Source organism: Microvirga antarctica (genome assembly GCF_017921815.1).
Classification (GTDB): domain Bacteria; phylum Pseudomonadota; class Alphaproteobacteria; order Rhizobiales; family Beijerinckiaceae; genus Microvirga; species Microvirga antarctica.
The window spans coordinates 236330-255037 of the sequence record NZ_JAGEMM010000004.1 but is presented as its reverse complement, the minus strand read 5'-3'; the positions used below and the strand labels follow the sequence as shown (position 1 = coordinate 255037).

15 protein-coding genes are annotated in these 18708 nt (G+C 63.3%); 11 read left to right on the top strand and 4 right to left on the bottom strand.

All coding sequences use genetic code 11. The features are described from left to right. Positions 1 to 69: 69 nt before the first annotated feature. The 5 genes from J4G32_RS14425 (at position 70) to J4G32_RS14405 (ending at position 5718) form a co-directional block, all read left to right on the top strand. Positions 70 to 1668 (top strand): ABC transporter substrate-binding protein, encoded by a 1599-nt coding sequence (locus J4G32_RS14425; protein ID WP_210495826.1) that lies wholly within the window; start codon positions 70 to 72, stop codon positions 1666 to 1668. Between the two features lie 129 nt (positions 1669 to 1797). Then, complete coding sequence (locus tag J4G32_RS14420; RefSeq protein ID WP_210495823.1) at positions 1798 to 2808, top strand: ABC transporter permease subunit; 1011 nt, start codon at positions 1798 to 1800, stop codon at positions 2806 to 2808. Beyond that, the gene (locus J4G32_RS14415) at positions 2805 to 3716 is read left to right on the top strand and encodes an ABC transporter permease subunit (RefSeq protein WP_210495820.1); all 912 of its coding nucleotides are present in this window, start codon (positions 2805 to 2807) and stop codon (positions 3714 to 3716) included. The genes J4G32_RS14420 and J4G32_RS14415 overlap by 4 nt, the downstream gene beginning before the upstream one ends. 2 nt (positions 3717 to 3718) lie before the next feature. Beyond that, positions 3719 to 4738 carry an ABC transporter ATP-binding protein gene (locus J4G32_RS14410; RefSeq protein WP_210495816.1) on the top strand — a complete coding sequence of 340 codons (1020 nt, stop codon included), beginning with the start codon at positions 3719 to 3721 and terminating at the stop codon, positions 4736 to 4738. Further along, a complete protein-coding gene (locus tag J4G32_RS14405) occupies positions 4735 to 5718 on the top strand; it encodes a peptide ABC transporter ATP-binding protein (RefSeq protein WP_210495810.1) in 984 nt (327 codons plus the stop codon). Before J4G32_RS14410 ends, J4G32_RS14405 begins: the two co-directional genes overlap by 4 nt. A gap of 39 nt (positions 5719 to 5757) precedes the next feature. Here the strand turns inward: J4G32_RS14405 and J4G32_RS14400 are convergent, their stop codons facing one another. Beyond that, positions 5758 to 7779 carry an AI-2E family transporter gene (locus J4G32_RS14400; protein WP_210495808.1) on the bottom strand — a complete coding sequence of 674 codons (2022 nt, stop codon included), beginning with the start codon at positions 7777 to 7779 and terminating at the stop codon, positions 5758 to 5760. A gap of 228 nt (positions 7780 to 8007) precedes the next feature. Here J4G32_RS14400 and J4G32_RS14395 point away from each other — a divergent pair, with 228 nt between their 5' ends. Then, on the top strand, positions 8008 to 10089 hold the full coding sequence (locus J4G32_RS14395) for a M3 family metallopeptidase (RefSeq protein ID WP_210495806.1): 2082 nt from the start codon (positions 8008 to 8010) through the stop codon (positions 10087 to 10089). Positions 10090 to 10337: 248 nt separating this feature from the next. Here the strand turns inward: J4G32_RS14395 and J4G32_RS14390 are convergent, their stop codons facing one another. The 3 genes from J4G32_RS14390 to J4G32_RS14380 are packed head-to-tail and all read right to left on the bottom strand — an operon-like array spanning position 10338 to position 13490. Beyond that, entirely contained in the window at positions 10338 to 11351 is a 1014-nt protein-coding gene (locus J4G32_RS14390; RefSeq protein ID WP_343232656.1) for an aldose epimerase family protein, read from the bottom strand. Positions 11352 to 11355: 4 nt separating this feature from the next. Continuing rightward, positions 11356 to 12237: an SMP-30/gluconolactonase/LRE family protein gene (locus J4G32_RS14385; RefSeq protein WP_210495803.1), complete on the bottom strand. Its 882-nt coding sequence runs from the start codon at positions 12235 to 12237 to the stop codon at positions 11356 to 11358. A 23-nt stretch (positions 12238 to 12260) separates the two neighbouring features. Further along, positions 12261 to 13490, bottom strand: coding sequence for an amidase (locus J4G32_RS14380; protein WP_210495801.1), 1230 nt, complete (start codon positions 13488 to 13490; stop codon positions 12261 to 12263). 192 nt (positions 13491 to 13682) lie between these two features. Here J4G32_RS14380 and J4G32_RS14375 point away from each other — a divergent pair, with 192 nt between their 5' ends. The 5 genes from J4G32_RS14375 (at position 13683) to J4G32_RS14355 (ending at position 18674) form a co-directional block, all read left to right on the top strand. Beyond that, the gene (locus J4G32_RS14375; RefSeq protein ID WP_210495800.1) at positions 13683 to 14888 is read left to right on the top strand and encodes an ABC transporter substrate-binding protein; all 1206 of its coding nucleotides are present in this window, start codon (positions 13683 to 13685) and stop codon (positions 14886 to 14888) included. A 49-nt stretch (positions 14889 to 14937) separates the two neighbouring features. Next, complete coding sequence (locus tag J4G32_RS14370; RefSeq protein WP_210495797.1) at positions 14938 to 16785, top strand: ABC transporter permease; 1848 nt, start codon at positions 14938 to 14940, stop codon at positions 16783 to 16785. After that, on the top strand, positions 16782 to 17543 hold the full coding sequence (locus tag J4G32_RS14365; RefSeq protein WP_210495795.1) for an ABC transporter ATP-binding protein: 762 nt from the start codon (positions 16782 to 16784) through the stop codon (positions 17541 to 17543). Before J4G32_RS14370 ends, J4G32_RS14365 begins: the two co-directional genes overlap by 4 nt. Further along, entirely contained in the window at positions 17540 to 18250 is a 711-nt protein-coding gene (locus J4G32_RS14360) for an ABC transporter ATP-binding protein (RefSeq protein ID WP_210495792.1), read from the top strand. Before J4G32_RS14365 ends, J4G32_RS14360 begins: the two co-directional genes overlap by 4 nt. 109 nt (positions 18251 to 18359) lie before the next feature. Then, positions 18360 to 18674, top strand: coding sequence for a 2Fe-2S iron-sulfur cluster-binding protein (locus J4G32_RS14355; RefSeq protein WP_210495788.1), 315 nt, complete (start codon positions 18360 to 18362; stop codon positions 18672 to 18674). Positions 18675 to 18708: the final 34 nt, after the last annotated feature.

Below are 18708 nucleotides of genomic sequence, written 5' to 3'. Positions count from 1 at the left end.
TCCAACCTTCGCACCTTAACTCTGTCTCAGAACGGCCATAATCCAGAGCCGTCTCAGAGGACTCTCAGAATGAAGAAATCAGCTCTTCTTGCAGCTGTTTGCGTTCCGGCTTTTTTGGCCGCGGCACCGCTGGCAGCCAAAACCCTTGTCTATTGCGCAGAGGGTAGCCCGGAGAACTTCTACCCAGGCATCAACACCACTGGCACGTCCTTCGACGCCAACGAGCCGATCTATAACCGGATCGTGGAATTCGAGCGCGGCGGCACGCAGGTCGTGCCTGGTCTGGCTGAAAAGTGGGACATCTCGGCGGACGGCCTCACCTACACGTTCTACCTTCGCAAGGGCGTAAAGTGGCACTCCAACAAGAACTTCAAGCCGACGCGGGACTTCAACGCGGACGACGTGATGTTCATGTTCGAACGCCAGGGCAAGCCTGATAACCCGTATTTCAAGGTCACCAGCCCCAACCATTCCTATTACGACGACATGGGCATGCCCGGCCTGATCAAGTCGGTCGAAAAGGTCAACGATCTGACCGTCAAGGTTACCCTCAACAAGCCGGAGGCTCCTTTCCTGGCCGATATCGCGATGATGTTCGCGAGTGTCCAGTCCAAGGAATATGCCGACGCCATGTTGAAGGCCGGCTCGCCTGAGAAGATCGACCAGGAGCCGATCGGCACAGGGCCGTTCACGCTTCTGCAATATCAGAAGGACGCCGTCATTCGCTTCAAGGCCTTCCCGGAATATTGGGCCGGCAAGGCGAAGATCGACGACCTCGTCTTCTCGATCACACCGGACGCATCGGTTCGCTGGGCAAAGGTCCAAAAGGGCGAATGCCACGTGATGCCGTATCCGAACCCGGCAGATATCGAGGCCATGAGGAAGGATCCCAACGTCACGATCCTGGAACAGCCGGGCCTGAATGTTGGCTACCTTGCCTACAACACCACCAAGAAGCCGTTCGACGACGTCCGCGTCCGCAAGGCGCTGAACATGTCGATCAATAAGGACGCTCTGGTCAAGGCGATCTACCTCGACACCGGCGTGCCGGCCAAGAACCCCATTCCGCCGTCGATGTGGTCCTACAACGACGCCGTGAAGGATGACCCCTACGATCCAGAAGCCGCCAAGAAGCTGCTCGCTGAAGCGGGATTCCCCAATGGGTTCGAAACCGACCTGTGGGCCATGCCGGTGCAGCGTCCTTACAACCCCAACGGCAAACGGATGGCCGAGCTGATGCAGGCGGACCTCGCCAAGGTCGGCGTGAAGGCGGAGATCAAGAGCTTCGAGTGGGGCGAATACCGCAAGCGTCTCCAGGCCGGTGAACACGGCATGGGACAGCTCGGCTGGACCGGCGACAATGGCGATCCGGACAACTTCCTGCACACCCTTCTCGGCTGTGATTCTGCCAAGGGTGCCGGTTCGAACGTTGCGAAGTTCTGCTACAAGCCGTTCGATGACCTAGTGGTGAAGGCCAAGGTCACGACGGATCAGAAGCAGCGCACCGATCTCTACAAGCAGGCTCAGGTGATCTTCAAAGAGCAAGCTCCGTGGCTCACGGTAGCCCATGCGGTTCAGCTCAAGCCTATTCGCAAGGAAGTCGTCGACTTCAAGCTGTCGCCCTTCGGACGGCATAGCTTCTACGGCGTCGACATCAAGGGCAAGTAGGCCTCGGCTCACGACATCGGCGGAGCAGCACGCTGCTCCGCCGTATTCTGTTTCGCAGACTGAAGACCATTTCAAACGTCACTTTGTCGAACGCGCCGCGTTCACGTCTGGCCAGGATATTTGGCGGCAATGCTCCGATTTATTCTCACGCGCGTCAGCCTCGTCATCCCGACTTTCATCGGCATCACGTTGCTGGCCTTTTTTCTCATCCGTCTCGTGCCGGGCGACCCCATCGAGACCATGGCGGGCGAGCGCGGGATTGATCCTGTTCGTCATGAGCTTCTCCGTAAGGAGTTCGGCTTCGACAAACCGATTCTGGTCCAGTACGGCATCTATATCGGCCGCGTCCTGCACGGCGATCTTGGCCGTTCGATCGTCACGCAGGCGAGCGTCCTCGAAGAATTCAAGACCCTTTTTCCGGCGACCATCGAGCTGGCCCTTTGCGCGATCATCTTTGCGCTGCTGCTGGGGCTGCCGGCCGGCATGCTGGCTGCCGTCAAGCGCAATTCGATCTTCGACCACGGGGTCATGGGGATCTCGCTCGCGGGCTATTCCATGCCGATCTTCTGGTGGGGCCTGATCCTGATCCTGCTGTTCTCGGTCCAGTTCGATCTTACGCCTGTCTCAGGCCGTATCGACGTCCTCTATTATATCGAGCCGACAACCGGTTTTCTGCTGATCGACAGTCTGTTGTCGGAGGATGAGGGCGCATTCCTGTCCGCCGTGCGTCATCTCATCCTGCCGACCATCGTTCTCGGCACCGTGCCGCTTGCCGTCATCGCGCGCATGACACGCTCGGCCATGCTCGAGGTGATGGGCGAGGACTATATCAGGACCGCCAAGGCGAAGGGGTTGTCGCGCTTGCGCATCGTGACAGTGCACGCCCTGCGCAATGCACTGATCCCGGTCGTGACGGTCATCGGCCTGCAGGTCGGCGTTCTCTTTACCGGGGCTATCCTGACCGAGACCATCTTCTCCTGGCCTGGGGTCGGCAAATGGATGATCGATGCCATCTTCCGGCGCGATTATCCCGTCCTCCAGGGGGGCGTTCTCCTCCTCGGCATGGTCGTCATGAGCGTCAACCTGCTCGTCGACCTCACCTACGGCCTCATCAACCCGCGCATCAGGCACAACCGATGACCGCAGAAATCATGGAAACCCCAGCGGTCGCGGCCCCCACCTCCCAGCCGCCCCATCCACTTCGCGAGTTCTGGGGCTATTTCGCCGCCAACAAGGGCGCGGTGGCGGGCCTCGTCGTCATCGTGTTTGTCGTCCTGACGGCGGTGTTTGCGAACGTTCTGGCGCCCCATTCGCCCTATCTCACGGATACCACCATCGCCCTCCAGCCGCCCTTCTGGCAGGAAGGCGGGTCCTTGACCTACCCCCTCGGCACCGATCCGATCGGGCGGGACATGCTGTCACGACTCATTTACGGCTCGCGCCTCTCGCTTCTCATCGGCTTTTTCGTCGTGGTGCTCTCGATCCTCATCGGCACTGTCCTGGGACTCGTGGCAGGTTATGTTCGCGGCGTAACCGAGATTTTCATCATGCGGCTGATGGACATCATCCTCACGATGCCGAGCCTGCTGCTCGCCATCGTGGTGGTGGCCATTCTCGGACCGGGGCTGATGAACTCCATGCTGGCGGTCGCCCTCGTCATCCTGCCGCATTATGTGCGCCTGGCACGCGCGGCCGTCATCACCGAGACCTCCAAGGATTATGTGACGGCGGCCCGCGTCAGCGGCGCGGGACCGATCCGCCTCATGTTCAAGGAGGTCCTGCCGAACTGCATGGCGCCCCTGATCGTCCAGGCGTCCCTGGGCATCTCCACCGCGATCCTTGACGCGGCCGCCCTCGGGTTCCTGGGGCTCGGCGCGCAGCCGCCCTCTCCCGAATGGGGCACCATGCTGGCCGACGCCCGTGAGTTCGTCCTTCGCGCGTGGTGGGTGGTGACGTTCCCGGGCCTTGCCATCCTGCTCACTGTGCTGGCGTTCAACCTGCTGGGCGACGGATTGCGCGACGCCCTCGATCCCAAATTGAAGCGCTGATCATGGCATTGCTTGAAATCGAAAACCTATCCGTCGCGTTTCCGACCCAAGGCGGTGTGATGCGCGCCGTGGAAGGCGTGAGCCTCTCCCTTGAAAAAGGGGAAGTGCTGGGCGTCGTCGGCGAATCCGGCTCGGGCAAGAGCGTGACCATGCTGGCGCTGATGGGGCTTGTGCCCTTTCCGGGCCGCGTCACCGCCGACAAGCTGTCCTTCAACGGCCGCGATCTCCTGACCATTTCGGACCGCGATCGCCGCCAGCTGACAGGCAAAGACGTGGCGATGATCTTCCAGGAGCCCACGACCAGCCTCAACCCGTGTTTCACCATCGGTTTCCAGCTGACAGAGACCTTGCGGCTGCACGAGAACATGGACCGCAAGACAGCGAGGCGACGCGCCATCGAGTTGCTGGAACAGGTCGGAATTCCCTCGCCGGAAGGCCGGCTGTCGGCGTTTCCGCATCAGCTGTCGGGGGGCATGAACCAGCGTGTGATGATCGCCATGGCGATCTCGTGCAATCCCAAACTGCTGATTGCCGATGAGCCGACCACGGCGCTGGACGTCACCATCCAGGCGCAGATTCTCGACCTTCTCGTGACCCTGCAGAAGGAGCGCAACATGGCCCTCGTGATGATCACCCACGACATGGGGGTGATCGCCGAAACAGCCAAACGAATCATGGTCATGTATGCCGGCCAGGTCATGGAGGAGCGGGCTGCCGATGACCTCTTTGCCTCGCCGCAACATCCCTACACGGCGGCCCTTCTCGCGGCCCTTCCCGAGCACAGCCACGGGGGGCGGCTCGCCACGATTCCGGGTGTCGTTCCTGGACTTTACGATCGACCGGCAGGCTGCCTGTTCAGTCCGCGCTGCGCCTATGCGACGGAGCATTCGCGGACAGTCCGGCCGGAGCTTCGCCCCTGGGCCGGCGGGCAGATCCGGTGTCACTATCCCCTTGGCGATCCAACCCGCGAGGCGCGCCTGATCGCCGATCGCCCGGCCGTCGACACGGAGGTCTCGTCGTGAGCGGCCCCGTAATCGAAGCCACGAATCTCAAGCGCGTCTACGAAGTCCGCCGTGGGCTCTTTCGCGCGCCCGGCAGACTTCAGGCCGTGGGCGGCGTCTCCTTTTCCCTGCAGCCGGGCAAGACACTCGCTGTGGTGGGCGAATCCGGCTGCGGAAAATCGACGCTTGCACGCATGGCAACCCTCATCGAAAAACCCACTGAAGGCAGCCTGAAGCTCGACGGGATCGATGCGGTAAACCCTCCGGCCGGGGCCGCGAAGACATTGCGCCAAACCGTGCAGCTGGTCTTCCAGAACCCTTACGGATCGCTCAATCCCCGCAAGAAGGTCGGCGCGATCCTCGAGGAACCCCTCGCCATCAACACAAACCTTTCAGCCGCCGAGCGATCGGAGCGCGCGCGCGCCATGATGACAAAGGTCGGCTTGCGGCCGGAGCATTACGGGCGCTACCCACACATGTTTTCCGGTGGCCAGCGGCAGCGGATCGCGATAGCCCGGGCCCTCATGCTGTCGCCGAAACTCGTGGTCGCCGACGAACCCGTGTCAGCCCTCGACGTATCCATCCAGGCACAGGTTCTCAATCTGCTGGGGGACCTGCAGAGCGAACTCGGGCTTGCTTACCTGTTCATTTCGCACGACCTCAGCGTGGTGCGCCACATCGCCGACGACGTGCTGGTGATGTATCTGGGCCATACGGTGGAGCAGGGTCCGAAGGAACGCATCTATGCGCGCCCCCTCCATCCCTACACGCAGGCGCTTCTATCATCGACGCCCGGCGTTGCCGGCACCAAGCGCAAGCGGATCGTGTTGAAAGGCGAGCTTCCCTCGCCCCTTAATCCGCCCTCGGGCTGCGTCTTCTCAACCCGTTGCCCGCACGTGACAGATCGATGCCGGGCCGAACGGCCCCTCCTCAGGGTGGTCGATTCCCGCGATGTCGCCTGTCATTATGCGGAGGATTTCCTGGCTGAACCGCCGCTCTGAACGCGACGATCAAGCAACGGCTGCCAGGACCTCTCTTCGTCAGGTCGGAAGCCGCATTCGGCGCATGACACCGGCGCCGCTGACGCGGGATTGCGGCATCAATTCGACAACCCCACCGCCGGATACAGGGGGCTGGGACTCGCCGGTCGCCACCTGCAGGCACCGGACGACTCCGTCACGCAGGGATGACACGTAGTAATCCGCGCCGATGGCGGAGCGGGTATCGTCATCCTGAAACACGCCGTGATCCGCCTGCCAGATTCCCACCATGATCTTTGCGTTGGGCGCGTGATTGCGGATCCGCCGGATGAGATAGCGCAGATGCGCCGGCATTCCGGTGATCTCCACATAGCACAGGGCAATCAGTTCCACGCCTTCCACGTCGAGGGCTTCAATCGTTCCCCGGCTGACCGCGTCATGGGTTTGGACACCTGAGCCGATCCCGTGCTTTCCAAGCAGTTGCGAGAGCATGGCGGCCGCGGATTCGTCGAGAGGCCCGCGACCCGCGACGCACATCACCGCCCCTTCGGCTTTCCACCCCGGTGGCACACGTGATTCCAGAGCTATCGTGTCCGGCATGGCCGGATTGCGAATGGCAGGGACCTCGCTCTGCGGTGGCGCGACGGGATCGTCCTTGGTGTCGGCGGCATCCGGCTCATCGTCGTCGTGTGAATTGAGGTCCTGCACCAGTGCGCTCGCCACACTTTTCACCTGCTCGATCTGGATCGCCGTCATGACGCCGCGCTTGGCGTCGTTGGCAGCCAGTTGCAGGCTGCGCAACGCCACTTCGTCGTAGTAAGACGTCAGAGAGCGATCCTTGAGAAGGACCTCTGCCGATTCCAGTGCTTCGTCCGGGTCACCCGCCAGCATTCTCTGGTAGAGGTTCTCTGCCGGTGTCAGCGCAGGCCTGTCGCCAAGCAGCACATCGAGGAACTCCAAGCGCTCCACATGCCGGCCAAGCACGACCAGGCACAGGGTAAGAGGCGTCGCGATCAAGAGTCCGACCGGTCCCCATAGCCAGGTCCAGAAGATGGCCGCAATCACGACGGCGAAGGGCGATAGTCCCGTGCTGGTTCCGTAAACCACGGGCTCGATGGCGTGCCCCATGAGGGGTTCGGAAATGAGAAACAGAGCCGCGGTCATGCCCACCATCGACCAGCCTGGATCCACCGCGGAGGCCAGCATGATCGGGAAAGCGGCAGCGATCACCGATCCGATATAGGGCACGAATCGCATGACGGCCGCGAACACCCCCCACAGGGCCGGACTCGGAACTCCAATCGCCCACAACCCCAACCCGATGATCACCCCGAAGGATGCGTTGAGGCCGAGCTGGATCAGGAAGAATCGGCTCAGGCGGCGGGCTGCATCATCCATCGCGCCTGTGGTGCGGTGCAGGTCGCTCGATCCGAACAGACGGATCATGCGGTCGCGCAGATCCTCCCGCTGGAGCAGGATGAATATGAGGACGACGAAAACGATGCCCATGGTGGTAAGCGGCTTCAGCAGCGGCGCCGCGATGCTCTTAGCAAGCTCGATGGGCGTGGCTTCCCGCTCATGCACTTCAACCGGCAACGGAGCCGGACTCGCAGGCGCCGGCTGGGCGGCCGTGCCCGGGGCGGTGGTTTCCTTCGGCGGAGCTTCCTCGACCGCCCTGTTGAATTCCTTCAAGAGGGCCGGCAGGCGGCCGATGGTCCCTGCCTTGATGGAGCCGACCTTCTCCTTGATCGTCGCCTGATAACGAGGAAGATCGGTCGCCAGACCAGCCACCTGAAATCCGATCAACCCTCCAAGGGACACGATAATGCCGAGAGCCACCAGCACCGCAATGATGACGGAGGGAACGCGTCCGAGGTGCCACTTCCGCATGAAATCCACGAAGGGCGCGAGGACGAAGGCCAGGAGAATTGCCATCACCACGGGCAGGAACACATCCTGCCCGATATAGAGCGCTGCGAGCACCACGATGGCGACTATCAAGGTCATCAAACCAGAAATTCCCGGAACCCCCGGGGGCTGGACCTCAGTCTCGGCGGGCAGCGGCGTCGGGATGGCACGCATGGAAAATCTCTGTCAAACGGCAAGGGGATCCCGCCGGGATGAGCATCAACGCCGATGCCCGCCGAACGATCCCCCGGGGGCGGTTCCGAAGGGGCGCAAAATTCGGCGTGTTCCGGCTACCTTGCAAGGACTTTCAGGCGCAGAGCCACCCCAGGACACGATCATGCCCCTTCCGGGACGCAGCCGCCACAGATAAAAGGCTAGTGCGACCGCCCAGGAGCTAACCCCATGACCGACGCCCGCCAGCCGACAACGCCTCCCGGCAATCCCTTGCTTCAGGCGTGGAGCGATCCGAACGGAATCCCTCCCTTTCACACGATCGCTCCCTCGGACTACATGCCCGCCTTCGACATCGCGTTGGCACAGCAGCGCTCCGAGATTGCGGCTATTGCCGAGGACCCGGCAAGCCCGACTTTCGCCAACACGATCGACGCGCTGGAACGCAGCGGGGCGTCGCTGAAGCGCGTCGGGGGCGTCTTCTTCAACCTTGCGGGCTCCCACACCAACGACGCGATGCAGGCCATCGAGCGTGAGCTGGCGCCTGTTCTGGCCAAGCATCGCAGCGACATCTTCATGAATGGCGCGCTTTTTGCCCGTGTCGAAGCCCTCGATGCGGACCGAGACGCGCTCGGATTGACGGCGGAGCAGGCGCGTGTGCTGGATCGCTATCGCACCATCTTCGTCCGCGCCGGCGCACGGCTCGACAAGGCCGGCAAGGCAAGGTTGGCCGAGGTCACCCAGCGATTGGCGACATTGGGCACGCAGTTCTCCCAGAACGTGCTCGCGGACGAGACATCCTACCGGCTGATCCTCGACGGCGAATCAGACCTCGCAGGGCTTCCGCCCTTCCTGCGCGAAGCCGCGGCGCGGGCGGCCGAGGATGCGGGTCTGCCCGGCAAGCATGTGATCACGCTATCCCGATCGAGCATCGAACCGTTCCTTCAATTCTCGGAGCGTCGCGACCTCCGCGAACAGGCTTTCAAGGCGTGGATCGCGCGAGGAGACAACGGCGGTTCCACGGACAACAAGGCGATCATCGCCGAGATGGTGGCGCTCCGCGCCGAGCGGGCAAAACTGCTGGGGTACAAGACCTTCGCCGATTTCAAGCTCGCCGATACCATGGCAAAGACTCCCGACGCCGTGCTGGGGCTCCTCAACGAGGTCTGGAATCCCGCCCGGAGCCGTGCCCTTGCCGAACGGGACGATCTGCGCGCCTTCGCGGCATCGAAGAACGAGACGATTGCCATCGAGCCGTGGGACTGGCGCTTTTATGCGGAGCAGGTTCGCCGCGCCCGACACGATCTCGACGAGTCGGTTGTGAAAACCTATTTCCAGCTCGACCGGATCATCGAGGCCGCGTTCGAGACTGCGCATCGCCTGTTCGGTTTGCGCTTTGAGGAACTGGCGGACATTCCCCGCTATCATCCGGACATCCGCGCATGGCGCGTGTCCGACGCCACGGGTGCGACCGTGGGCACGTTCATCGGCGACTATTTCGCCCGCGCGTCAAAGCGGAGCGGCGCTTGGATGAGCGCGTTTCGTTCGCAGGAGAAGCTCGACGGGGTGGTCCGCCCCGTGATCGTGAATGTGATGAATTTTGCAAAGGGGGGACAAGGGGAGCCATCCCTGCTGAGCTTCGACGATGCGCGGACGCTGTTCCATGAGTTCGGGCACGCTCTCCATGGGCTCCTGTCCGACGTCACCTATCCGCTTCTGTCGGGCACAAGCGTCTCGACGGACTTCGTCGAATTGCCGTCTCAGCTCTTTGAGCATTGGCTGTCACAGCCTGAGATACTGCGCCGTTACGCCACGCATGCGCAGACCGGAGAGCCTATTCCCGAGCCGCTGCTTCAACGGCTGATGAGTGCACGCAATTTCAACCAAGGGCAGGCGACCGTGGAATATCTGTCGTCCGCTCTGGTCGACATCGCCCTCCATCAACGAGATGCGTCAACACCGCTGGATGCTGCGCAATTCGAAAAGGACACGCTCGCGTCCATTGGGATGCCGCGCGAAATTGTCATGCGCCACCGTACACCCCATTTCGCTCATGTTTTCGCCGGGGACGGCTATTCGTCCGGCTATTACAGCTACCTGTGGTCTGAGGTCCTTGATGCCGATGCCTTTACGGCTTTCGAGGAGACGGGCGACGCCTTCGACCCGGATCTCGCCGCGAAACTGAAGCGGTACATCTATTCTGCCGGTAATTTGCGGGATCCAACGGAAGCCTACACGGCTTTCAGGGGACGGCTCCCAAACGCGCAGGCCCTGTTACGCAAGCGCGGATTGCTCGATGAGCGACCTGCCTGATCAGGCAGGCGTGACAATCCGATCCGGGCGGCGACGAAGGGGATCAACAACCCTGGAAGCGCCCGGCTTGGAAGCCCGCGACTGGAAGGCACGAGGCGTCGAGTCGCCACGAAGCACGTCGCGCAAAAACGCGGCACCTTTCGGATCCAACTCCAGAGCCCTTGCGTCCAAGACCGGCATTCCTGTCTCTTCCTGTTGCGGCTGTCATGGACAGCCAAGGTCAACGATTTTGCCAACCACCGAGTTCCTCACATGAGGGCGAATCGGTATTCGCTGGTTTGGCGCGACGTCATTCCCGGGATCAGGATAGTGCTGGGAAAGTGGGCCTTATTGGGGCCGTCGGGGAATCGCTGTGGTTCGAGACACAAACCCGCGTATGGGCCATAGGGACGCCCCCCGAGGCCCGAAACCGGGACGTCGATCATGTGGCCGCCGTAGAATTGAAGGCCCGGCTCGGTGGTCCACAGCTCCATCGCGACACCGCTTTTCAGAGACGCCAGGGTGGATGCATGGGCCAGGGACCCTGGAGGACCGCGAAGCACGTAATTGACGTCGTAGGACAGGCGATTGTGCAGGAGCTGCACTGCACCGATCGGCCGCAGGGTTCGAAAATCAAAGGGCGTTTCTTCAACGCTCTTAATGGCACCGGTGGGAATGAGGTCGGCGTCGGTCGGGGTGATGAAATCGCCCGCAATCATCAACTGGTGCGAGCAGATATCGGCACTGCCGTCGAGGTTGAAATAGGCATGGCTGGTCAGGTTTACCGGCGTCGGTTTGTCGCTCGTGGCCGTGAGTTCGATGCGAAGGGTCGCCGGTGCCAAAAGCGTGTATGTGCAGGTTGCCAGGAGACGGCCCGGATAGCCCATATCGCCGTCGCGGGAGAGCAAGCCCAGGGTAACGCGCGCGGGTTCGTAATCGAGGATCGCCCATGGCCGTGTTCCAAAGCCGCGGGAGCCGCCATGGAGCTGATTGCGCCCCTCGTTCGCGTCGAGGACGTCGGTGTGGCCGTCCAGGCTGAACCGTGCCCGCCCGATCCGATTGGCGTAACGGCCCACGATCGCGCCGAAATAGGGCGAATGCCGGACGTAGTCTTCGATGGAGGTCAAACCGAGAAGGACCCGCTGCACGCCTCCCTTGGCCGGTACGACCAGATCACGGATGACAGCGCCCCATGTGAGGACCTGCATCTCCATCCCGTCCGGCCCCACGAGACCGACCTCCGAGATATCGACGTCGTCGACAGACCCGAAGGGCCTGATCACGCGCTCATCCTTCGAAGATATTGGACTTCAGCCCGCGAATACCGCTGCGCTGGAGGCAATAGAGGTGCCCGGCCATCGGATCGAAATGCGGATCACGGCCGATGGCGGCGGTGGTGATGTAGATGGAAGCCAGATCCTCTCCTCCAAATGCGCATTTGGTGACCTGCGCGGTGTGCATGGGCACAACCCGTTCGACGCTTCCGTCCGGCGCCAGACGCGTGATCCGGGATCCGCCCCAGTGGCAGACCCACAAATGGCCGTCCGAATCGACACAGACACCATCCGGATTGCCGCCGCTCTCGTCGAGCTGGACGAAGAGGCGGGCCTCCCCCGGGTCGCCATCGCCCAGATCCTGCGCATGGATTGTCCGCTTCAGGGTATCGATGGTGTAGATGGTCCGGCCATCCGGGCTGAAGGCCGGCCCGTTGGTGATCGTGATATTGTGGCGAAAGCGGTGCAGAACCTTGCCGTCCCAGCGCCAGAATGCACCCGTGGGATTTTTCTCGTCGTCGTCCATGGTGCCAAAATACAGCCGGCCGTCCGGCCCCACATGGCCGTCATTGATCCGGTTGTTCGGCAGGTCCGGCTCGGGAGACACCAAAGGCTGGATCTCGCCGCCCCAGAGGTTGAACCGCACCAAACCGGATTTGAACCCAGCGATCACGATATCAGGATCTTGGGTGAGCGCGACGAACCCGACACGTTCAGGGCAAGCTGTCCGGGTGTGCTTACCGCTCTCCGGGTGATAGCGCCAGATCGCCGGATCCTTGATGTCCACGAACAGGAGCGTTCCGTTGCGGTGGTCCCAGACCGGTCCTTCGCCCAGAACGCAGGCGCTGGCGATGGCCACGCGCGGGGCGTCCATATCGACCGCTGGATGTGTCATCTGTCGTCCCCGTTCGAGTGAGATCAGGCTGTGGTCGTTGTCGTAACGCCGTGTCGGCCGGCTTGTTCAGCGCCTTCGGCGATCCGCGCCGCGAGCGAGAGGAGGCTCAGATCGGATCCGGCCGGACCCAGAATTGAGAGCCCGAGCGGTGCTCCAAGCCGCGTGGCGAGCGGGATTGAGATCTGCGGCAAGCCGGAGAGGACGGAAAGGCACTGGAGGTTGAGGGCCTTGTTGCGATAGTCGTTGAGGGCTTCCTCACCTTCCGTGAGCAGGGGCGCTACGTCCGGCATGGTCGGGAGGATCAGGACCCCGTCATCACCGAGAATCGCCGCAAACCGCTCTCGGAACGCATTTCTGATCGGCAGTGCCTCGGCGAGCTGCCGCTCAGTCACATCTCGTGCGAATTCAAACCGGTCACCGACGCCCGGTCCCAGGGGTGGTTTCAGACGGGTGATCATGGGGCCATCGACGCGCCACGCCTCGTGGCCCTGGATATAGCGCATCGCCCAGTAGAGCGCGGAGAACCCCTCCGTTGCCACATCCGTCTCGATGGCCTTGCCAAGGAGTGCCTCGATGTGCGCGACCGCCGGACTCAGAGCCGTGCGCACCGGCCTTTCCAGAAGTCCGAAGGCGTCCCGTGCAACGAGCATGCGCGGGGTCGCGGGGAGCGGATGGGGATCGCTACCGAGGAGGATTTCGCCGATTCTAACAAGCGTTCGATGATGGCGCACGAAGTAGCCGCAGCTGTCGAACGATGGCGCCAACGCATGACACCCTTCAAGGCTGATCCGTCCATGAGTCGGTCGAAGCCCGAACAGCCCGCAATGGCTGGCCGGCGCCCGCACGGAGCCGCCCGTATCGGTCCCGAGGGCAAAATCGCACAGACCGTGGGAGACCGCCGCAGCCGAGCCCGACGAGGAGCCGCCGGGGATCCGGTCGGGAGCGCCGCCGTTCAAAGGTGTTCCGAAATGGGCATTCTTCCCGCTCATGGAGAACGCCAACTCGTCGGTGATCGTCTTGCCGACGAATCGCGCGCCCGCATCAAGCAGTCGCTGGACAGTGGGCGCCGTGCGCGTCTTGATGCCCGACATCGCCAGCATCTGGGGCGAGCCTGCGCTGGTCGGGTAGCCCGCTACATCAAACAGGTCCTTGACCGCAAAGGTCAGGCCCGCGAGGGGCCCGTCCGTCGCGCTCGTCACAGCGACTGGCGGATAGGGCATGAAGGCGCGGGCAGGATCACGTTCGAGGAGCATTGGGACGGCCGTGCAATTTGTGAGGCGGCGTCTGAGACGACGTCGTGGAAGCGCCATTGTCATCGTGTTTGGGCGCGGCGCAAGGCCGGATGCGGGGCGCGGTCAAATCGGCGTCTGCCGTTGATTGAGGCTTTCTTCAGCGCGCGATTGGCCTTACACCCTCGCTTGTCCTTCAAACGCAGGGGTTGCGAGATGGCGATGATGTCAATGACCCGTCGGCTTATCCTTGGTCTCGCTCTGGCGACGGCAGCACCCGCTGCGTGGGCGCAGACCGCTCCGATCAAGATCGGCGAATTGAACTCCTACGCCAAATGGGCCGCCTTCACGGTCCCCTACCGCGACGGCTGGCGCATGGCCCTCGACGAGATCAACGCCAAGGGCGGCGTGCTGGGCCGGAAGATCGAAGTCCTCTCCCGCGACGACGGCTCGACCACGGGCGACACGACCCGGGTCGCCGACGAACTGGTCACCCGCGAGGGGGTCTCGCTGCTGTTCGGCTCGTTCCTGTCGAATATCGGCGTGGCAATGGCCGATTACGCCAACCAGAAGAAGATCGTCTACATCGCGGCCGAACCGCTGACCGACGCCATCACGATGGCCCAGGGCAATCCCTATACCTACCGCATCCGTCCCAACAATTTCATGCAGGTCGGCATGCTCGTCGAGCAGGCCAAGGCGTCCGGTGCGAAGCGCTGGGCGATCGTCGCGCCGAATTACGAATACGGCCAGTCCGCCGCAGAGGTCTTCAAGCGCCTCATCAAGGAACGCGTTCCAGGCGCCGAGATCGTTGCCGAGCAATATCCGGCGCTCGGCAAGATCGAGGCGGGCGCGACCGTCTCGGCTCTCGAGCAGGCCAAGCCCGACGGCATCTTCAACGTCACGTTCGGGCCCGACCTCACCCAGTTCGTCCGCGAGGGCAACACGCGGGGATTGTTCGAGAAGAAGACGGTCCTGTCGCTCCTCACCGGCGAGCCCGAATGGCTGCTCCCCCTGAAGGACGAGGTGCCGGAAGGCTGGACGGTCACGGGCTATCCCTGGGATGAAATCACCGATCCCAAGCACAGGGCCTTCATCGAGGCCTATCGCGCCCGCTACAACGACACCCCCCGCCTCGGTTCGCTGCTCGGCTACATGGTCATGTACATGATCCGCGATACGATCGAGCGGGCCGGCTCCACCGACACGGCCGCGATCATGAAGGCGCTGGAAGACGCCAAGTTCGACACGGTGGCCGGACCGGTCACCATGCGGGGAATCGACAACCAGTCGAGCATGGGTGCCTGGGTCGGCAAGCTGAAGCTCAAGGGCGCGGCAGGCGGCATGTCGGATTGGAAATACATCGACGGCACGACCTATATGCCGACCGAAGCCCAGGTGAAGGCTGTGCGGAAGGACTGAACCTTGGGCCCCGGGGCGCCGCCGACCGTGACCGTCGGGTAGCAGCGTGATGGACCTCTCCTTCGTCGCCATCCAGGCCCTCAGCGGCCTCGCCAGCGCCTCGTCGCTGTTCATCACGGCGTGCGGATTGACGCTCGTGTTCGGCGTCACCCGCATCGTCAATTTCGCCCACGGTTCGCTCTATATGGTCGGGGCCTTCACCGCCGCCACCCTCGTGCCGTGGCTGCTCGAGTTCTCGTTCGGGCCCGTATCCTTCTGGGCTGGCATTCTCCTGTCGGCCATGATCGTGGGGCTGCTGGGAGTCGTGATCGAGGTGCTTCTGCTGCGGCGTATCTACGGCGCACCGGAACTGTTTCAGCTTCTGGCCACCTTTGGCGTCGTTCTGGTGCTGCAGGATCTGGTGGTCCAGGTCTTTGGCCCGCAGGACATCCTCGGGCCCCGCGCCCCCGGCCTGCGCGCTCCCGTCGAAATCCTCGGTCGGCGCTTTCCCTCCTACGAGCTGGTGCTGATCGCGGCGGGTCCCGTCGTGCTCGGAGCGGTATGGTGGCTGTTGCGGCGGACGCGCTTCGGCATTCTCGTGCGCGCCGCGACGCAGGATCGCGACATGGTGGCGGCTTTGGGTGTCAATCAGGCCCTCTTGTTCACCGGCACCCTGTTCCTCGGAGCCTTTTTGGCAGGCCTTGGCGGCGCCCTGCAGATTCCCCGCGTGGCGGCCAATACCGGGATGGATCTCTCGATCATCGCGGAATGTTTCGTCGTCACGGTCGTGGGCGGCATGGGAAGCGTTCCGGGCGCGTTCCTGGCGGCCCTGATCATCGGCCAGTTGCAGGCTTTCGGTATCCTGATCTTTCCGAAAAGCACGCTCATCGTCGTCTTTCTGCTGATGGCGCTCGTGCTGGCGGTTCGTCCCAGCGGGTTCTTCGGCCGGCCTGAAATCCTCGCCAGCGGACACGCGGTGGGCATCGTGAGCCGCAGGCCGACGCCTTATGGCCGCATGCTGGCCGCCATCGTTTTGGCGTGCCTGGCCGCCCTCCCGCTGCTGGGCGACGCCTATCTCCTTAAGGTGGCGACCGAAATTCTGGTCTTTGCGCTGTTTGCCTTCAGCCTCCAGCTCCTGATTGGCGTGGGTGGCCTTGTGAGCTTCGGTCACGCCGCATTCTTTGGACTCGGCGCCTACGGGTCGGCGTTGGCCGTGCGCTGGCTGGGTGCTCCCATGGAGGCGGCCCTTCCTGCCGGGCTGGTTCTGTCAGGCCTTGGGGCAGCCCTCATTGGGGCCTTCGTGGTGCGGCTGTCAGGCATCTATCTTGCCATGATGACCCTTGCGGCAGCTCAGATCCTCTATGCGGTCGCGTTTCAATGGGTTGAGGTCACCGGCGGCGACAATGGCATCGTGGGGATCTGGCCCTCCGCCTGGGCCGCGCCGCGTGACGCCTATTACTGGCTGACTTTGATTCTCACAGCCGCCACCGTGTTCGTCCTGACCCGGGTGATCGACTCGCCGTTCGGTTACACGCTGCGGGCGGCCCGGGATTCCGAATCGCGCGCCGAAGCCATCGGTATTGCGGTCCGCCAGCAACGCTGGCTCGCCTTCGTTCTCGCCGGTGCGGCAGCGGGAATTGCCGGGTCGCTCTACGCGTTCTCGCGCGGATCGGTGGATCCCAGCCTGCTGGGCATTCCCACATCCGTGGACGCGCTGACCATGCTGCTCCTGGGCGGCATCCAGACGATTGCCGGTCCCCTGGTCGGCTCAGCTGTGCTCCACACCATGCGCGACCAGGTCATGCCCGTGACAGCCCTGTGGCGGCTGGTTCTGGGGTCGAGCATCATTGCCATGGTGTTGATCTTTCCCCGCGGGCTCGTGGGCACCATCCGATACTGGCGGGAGGACCGGGCGTGAGCCTGCTCAGCGTCCAAGCCCTGAGCAAAGCGTTTGGCGGCGTGGTGGCCGCACGCAATGTGAGCTTCCAGGTCGAGCGCGGCGAGATGCTGGCGTTGATCGGCCCGAACGGGGCGGGGAAATCGACGGTGTTCAATATGATCGGCGGTCAGCTTCGCCCGGACGGCGGGTCCGTCTCCCTTAACGACAAGGCGATCACCCTCGCTTCCCCGGGGGAGCGGTTCCGCCTCGGTATCGGCCGCACCTTCCAGGTCGCCCAGGCGTTTCAGTCCATGACGGTCGGCGAGAACGTGCAGATGGCCCTGATCAGCCGCTCCGGGGAAAACCATTCGGCATGGACGCCCGCCCGTGATCGCCACCGGGCCGAGGCGCGGGACCTTTTGGAGTTGGTCGGCATGCACGAGGCGTTCGAGCGCCCCTGCTCCGAGCTCGCTTATGGGGACGTGAAGCGGGTGGAACTGGCGGTTGCCCTGGCGGGCGATCCCCGCCTGCTGCTGATGGACGAGCCGACCGCCGGTATGGCCCTGCGCGAACGAGCCGCCCTGATGGAACTCACGCATTCCATCGCGACCAGCCGCGGCATCGGCGTCCTGTTCACCGAACACGACATGGATGTGGTGTTCGGCCACGCGTCCCGCATTCTGGTTCTCCTGCGTGGCGAGATCATTGCGACGGGGACGCCCGCTGAGGTGCGGGGCAATGCGCGGGTCCGACAAGCCTATCTGGGGGATCTGCCCCTCACGGCCGCAGCGCCGTGAGCCCGCTTCTCGACGTCCACGAGCTATCCGCAAGCTATGGGCGCGCGCAAGTGCTGTTCGATATCTCGCTTCAGGTCCAGCCGGGCGAGGTCGTGGCCCTGATCGGCCGGAACGGCGCGGGCAAGACCACCACCTTGAAAGCCATCATGGGGCTTGTCTCCGCGCGCGCCGACCGGCTGACCTTCAAGGGCCAGTCGATCGTCGGACGGCCGACATACGGCATCGCACGGCTGGGTCTGGGCTATGTCCCCGAGGACCGCCGGATCTTCACCGACCTGACGGTCGCGGAGAACCTCGAGGTCGGCCGACAGGCCCAGCGCGGCGGCCGCTCGCCGTGGGACCTGACACGCCTGTTTGCGCTGTTTCCCAATCTCGCCGAGATGCGCGGACGCCGCGGCGGCCACATGTCGGGCGGGGAACAGCAGATGCTGGCGATCGCCCGCACGCTGATGGGAAATCCCGAGGCGATCCTCCTCGACGAGCCCTCCGAGGGCATCGCGCCGGTGATCGTCCAGACGATGGCGCAGGCCGTGCGGGCCATGAAGGCCGAAGGGGTGGCGGTGCTTTTGTCGGAACAGAACTGGGCCTTCGCGGCGGCTATTGCCGACCGGACCTGCGTCATCGAGCGCGGCTCCGTCCGGTTTCAGGGCACGACGGCCGATTTCCTCAAGGACGAGGCGCTGCGGACCGAGACCCTGGGAGTTTGAGCCAGACCACCCAATATTGACGAATAGACTGCAAAGTCCGATATCCAGCCTGACCGCGCGGTTCGCGCCCTTCTCCACACCGTTGTGATCCCTAAGGAATCCCCGTTTCATGGGCGTCATCCATGTGACCGACCGCCAAGGCCAGCGCCACACCCTCGAGTGCGTCGAGGGCTGGCGTGTGATGGAGATCATCCGGGATTGGGGCCTGCCCATCGAGGGCGTGTGCGGCGGCGCATGCGAATGCGCGACCTGCCACGTCTTCATCGCGAAGGACTGGGTGGAGAAGCTTGATCCCGCGACCGACGAGGAAGAGGATCAACTGGATACCGTGATCACGCATCCGACCTCCCGCCTGTCCTGCCAGATCATCTGGACGCCCGACCTCGACGGTCTGGAACTGACCCTTGCTCCGGCGAATGGCTGAGCGTCCGCCTGGCGCATTGCCAAAACCGAGAGAC

Bases quoted from the DNA above. Each gene is read 5' to 3' on its own strand.
- J4G32_RS14425 (WP_210495826.1), top strand. From the start codon at position 70: ATGAAGAAATCAGCTCTTCTTGCAGCTGTTTGCGTTCCGGCTTTTTTG.
- J4G32_RS14420 (WP_210495823.1), top strand. From the start codon at position 1,798: ATGCTCCGATTTATTCTCACGCGCGTCAGCCTCGTCATCCCGACTTTC.
- J4G32_RS14415 (WP_210495820.1), top strand. From the start codon at position 2,805: ATGACCGCAGAAATCATGGAAACCCCAGCGGTCGCGGCCCCCACCTCC.
- J4G32_RS14410 (WP_210495816.1), top strand. From the start codon at position 3,719: ATGGCATTGCTTGAAATCGAAAACCTATCCGTCGCGTTTCCGACCCAA.
- J4G32_RS14400 (WP_210495808.1), bottom strand. From the start codon at position 7,779: ATGCGTGCCATCCCGACGCCGCTGCCCGCCGAGACTGAGGTCCAGCCC.
- J4G32_RS14395 (WP_210495806.1), top strand. From the start codon at position 8,008: ATGACCGACGCCCGCCAGCCGACAACGCCTCCCGGCAATCCCTTGCTT.
- J4G32_RS14385 (WP_210495803.1), bottom strand. From the start codon at position 12,237: ATGACACATCCAGCGGTCGATATGGACGCCCCGCGCGTGGCCATCGCC.
- J4G32_RS14380 (WP_210495801.1), bottom strand. From the start codon at position 13,490: ATGCTCCTCGAACGTGATCCTGCCCGCGCCTTCATGCCCTATCCGCCA.
- J4G32_RS14375 (WP_210495800.1), top strand. From the start codon at position 13,683: ATGGCGATGATGTCAATGACCCGTCGGCTTATCCTTGGTCTCGCTCTG.
- J4G32_RS14370 (WP_210495797.1), top strand. From the start codon at position 14,938: ATGGACCTCTCCTTCGTCGCCATCCAGGCCCTCAGCGGCCTCGCCAGC.
- J4G32_RS14355 (WP_210495788.1), top strand. From the start codon at position 18,360: ATGGGCGTCATCCATGTGACCGACCGCCAAGGCCAGCGCCACACCCTC.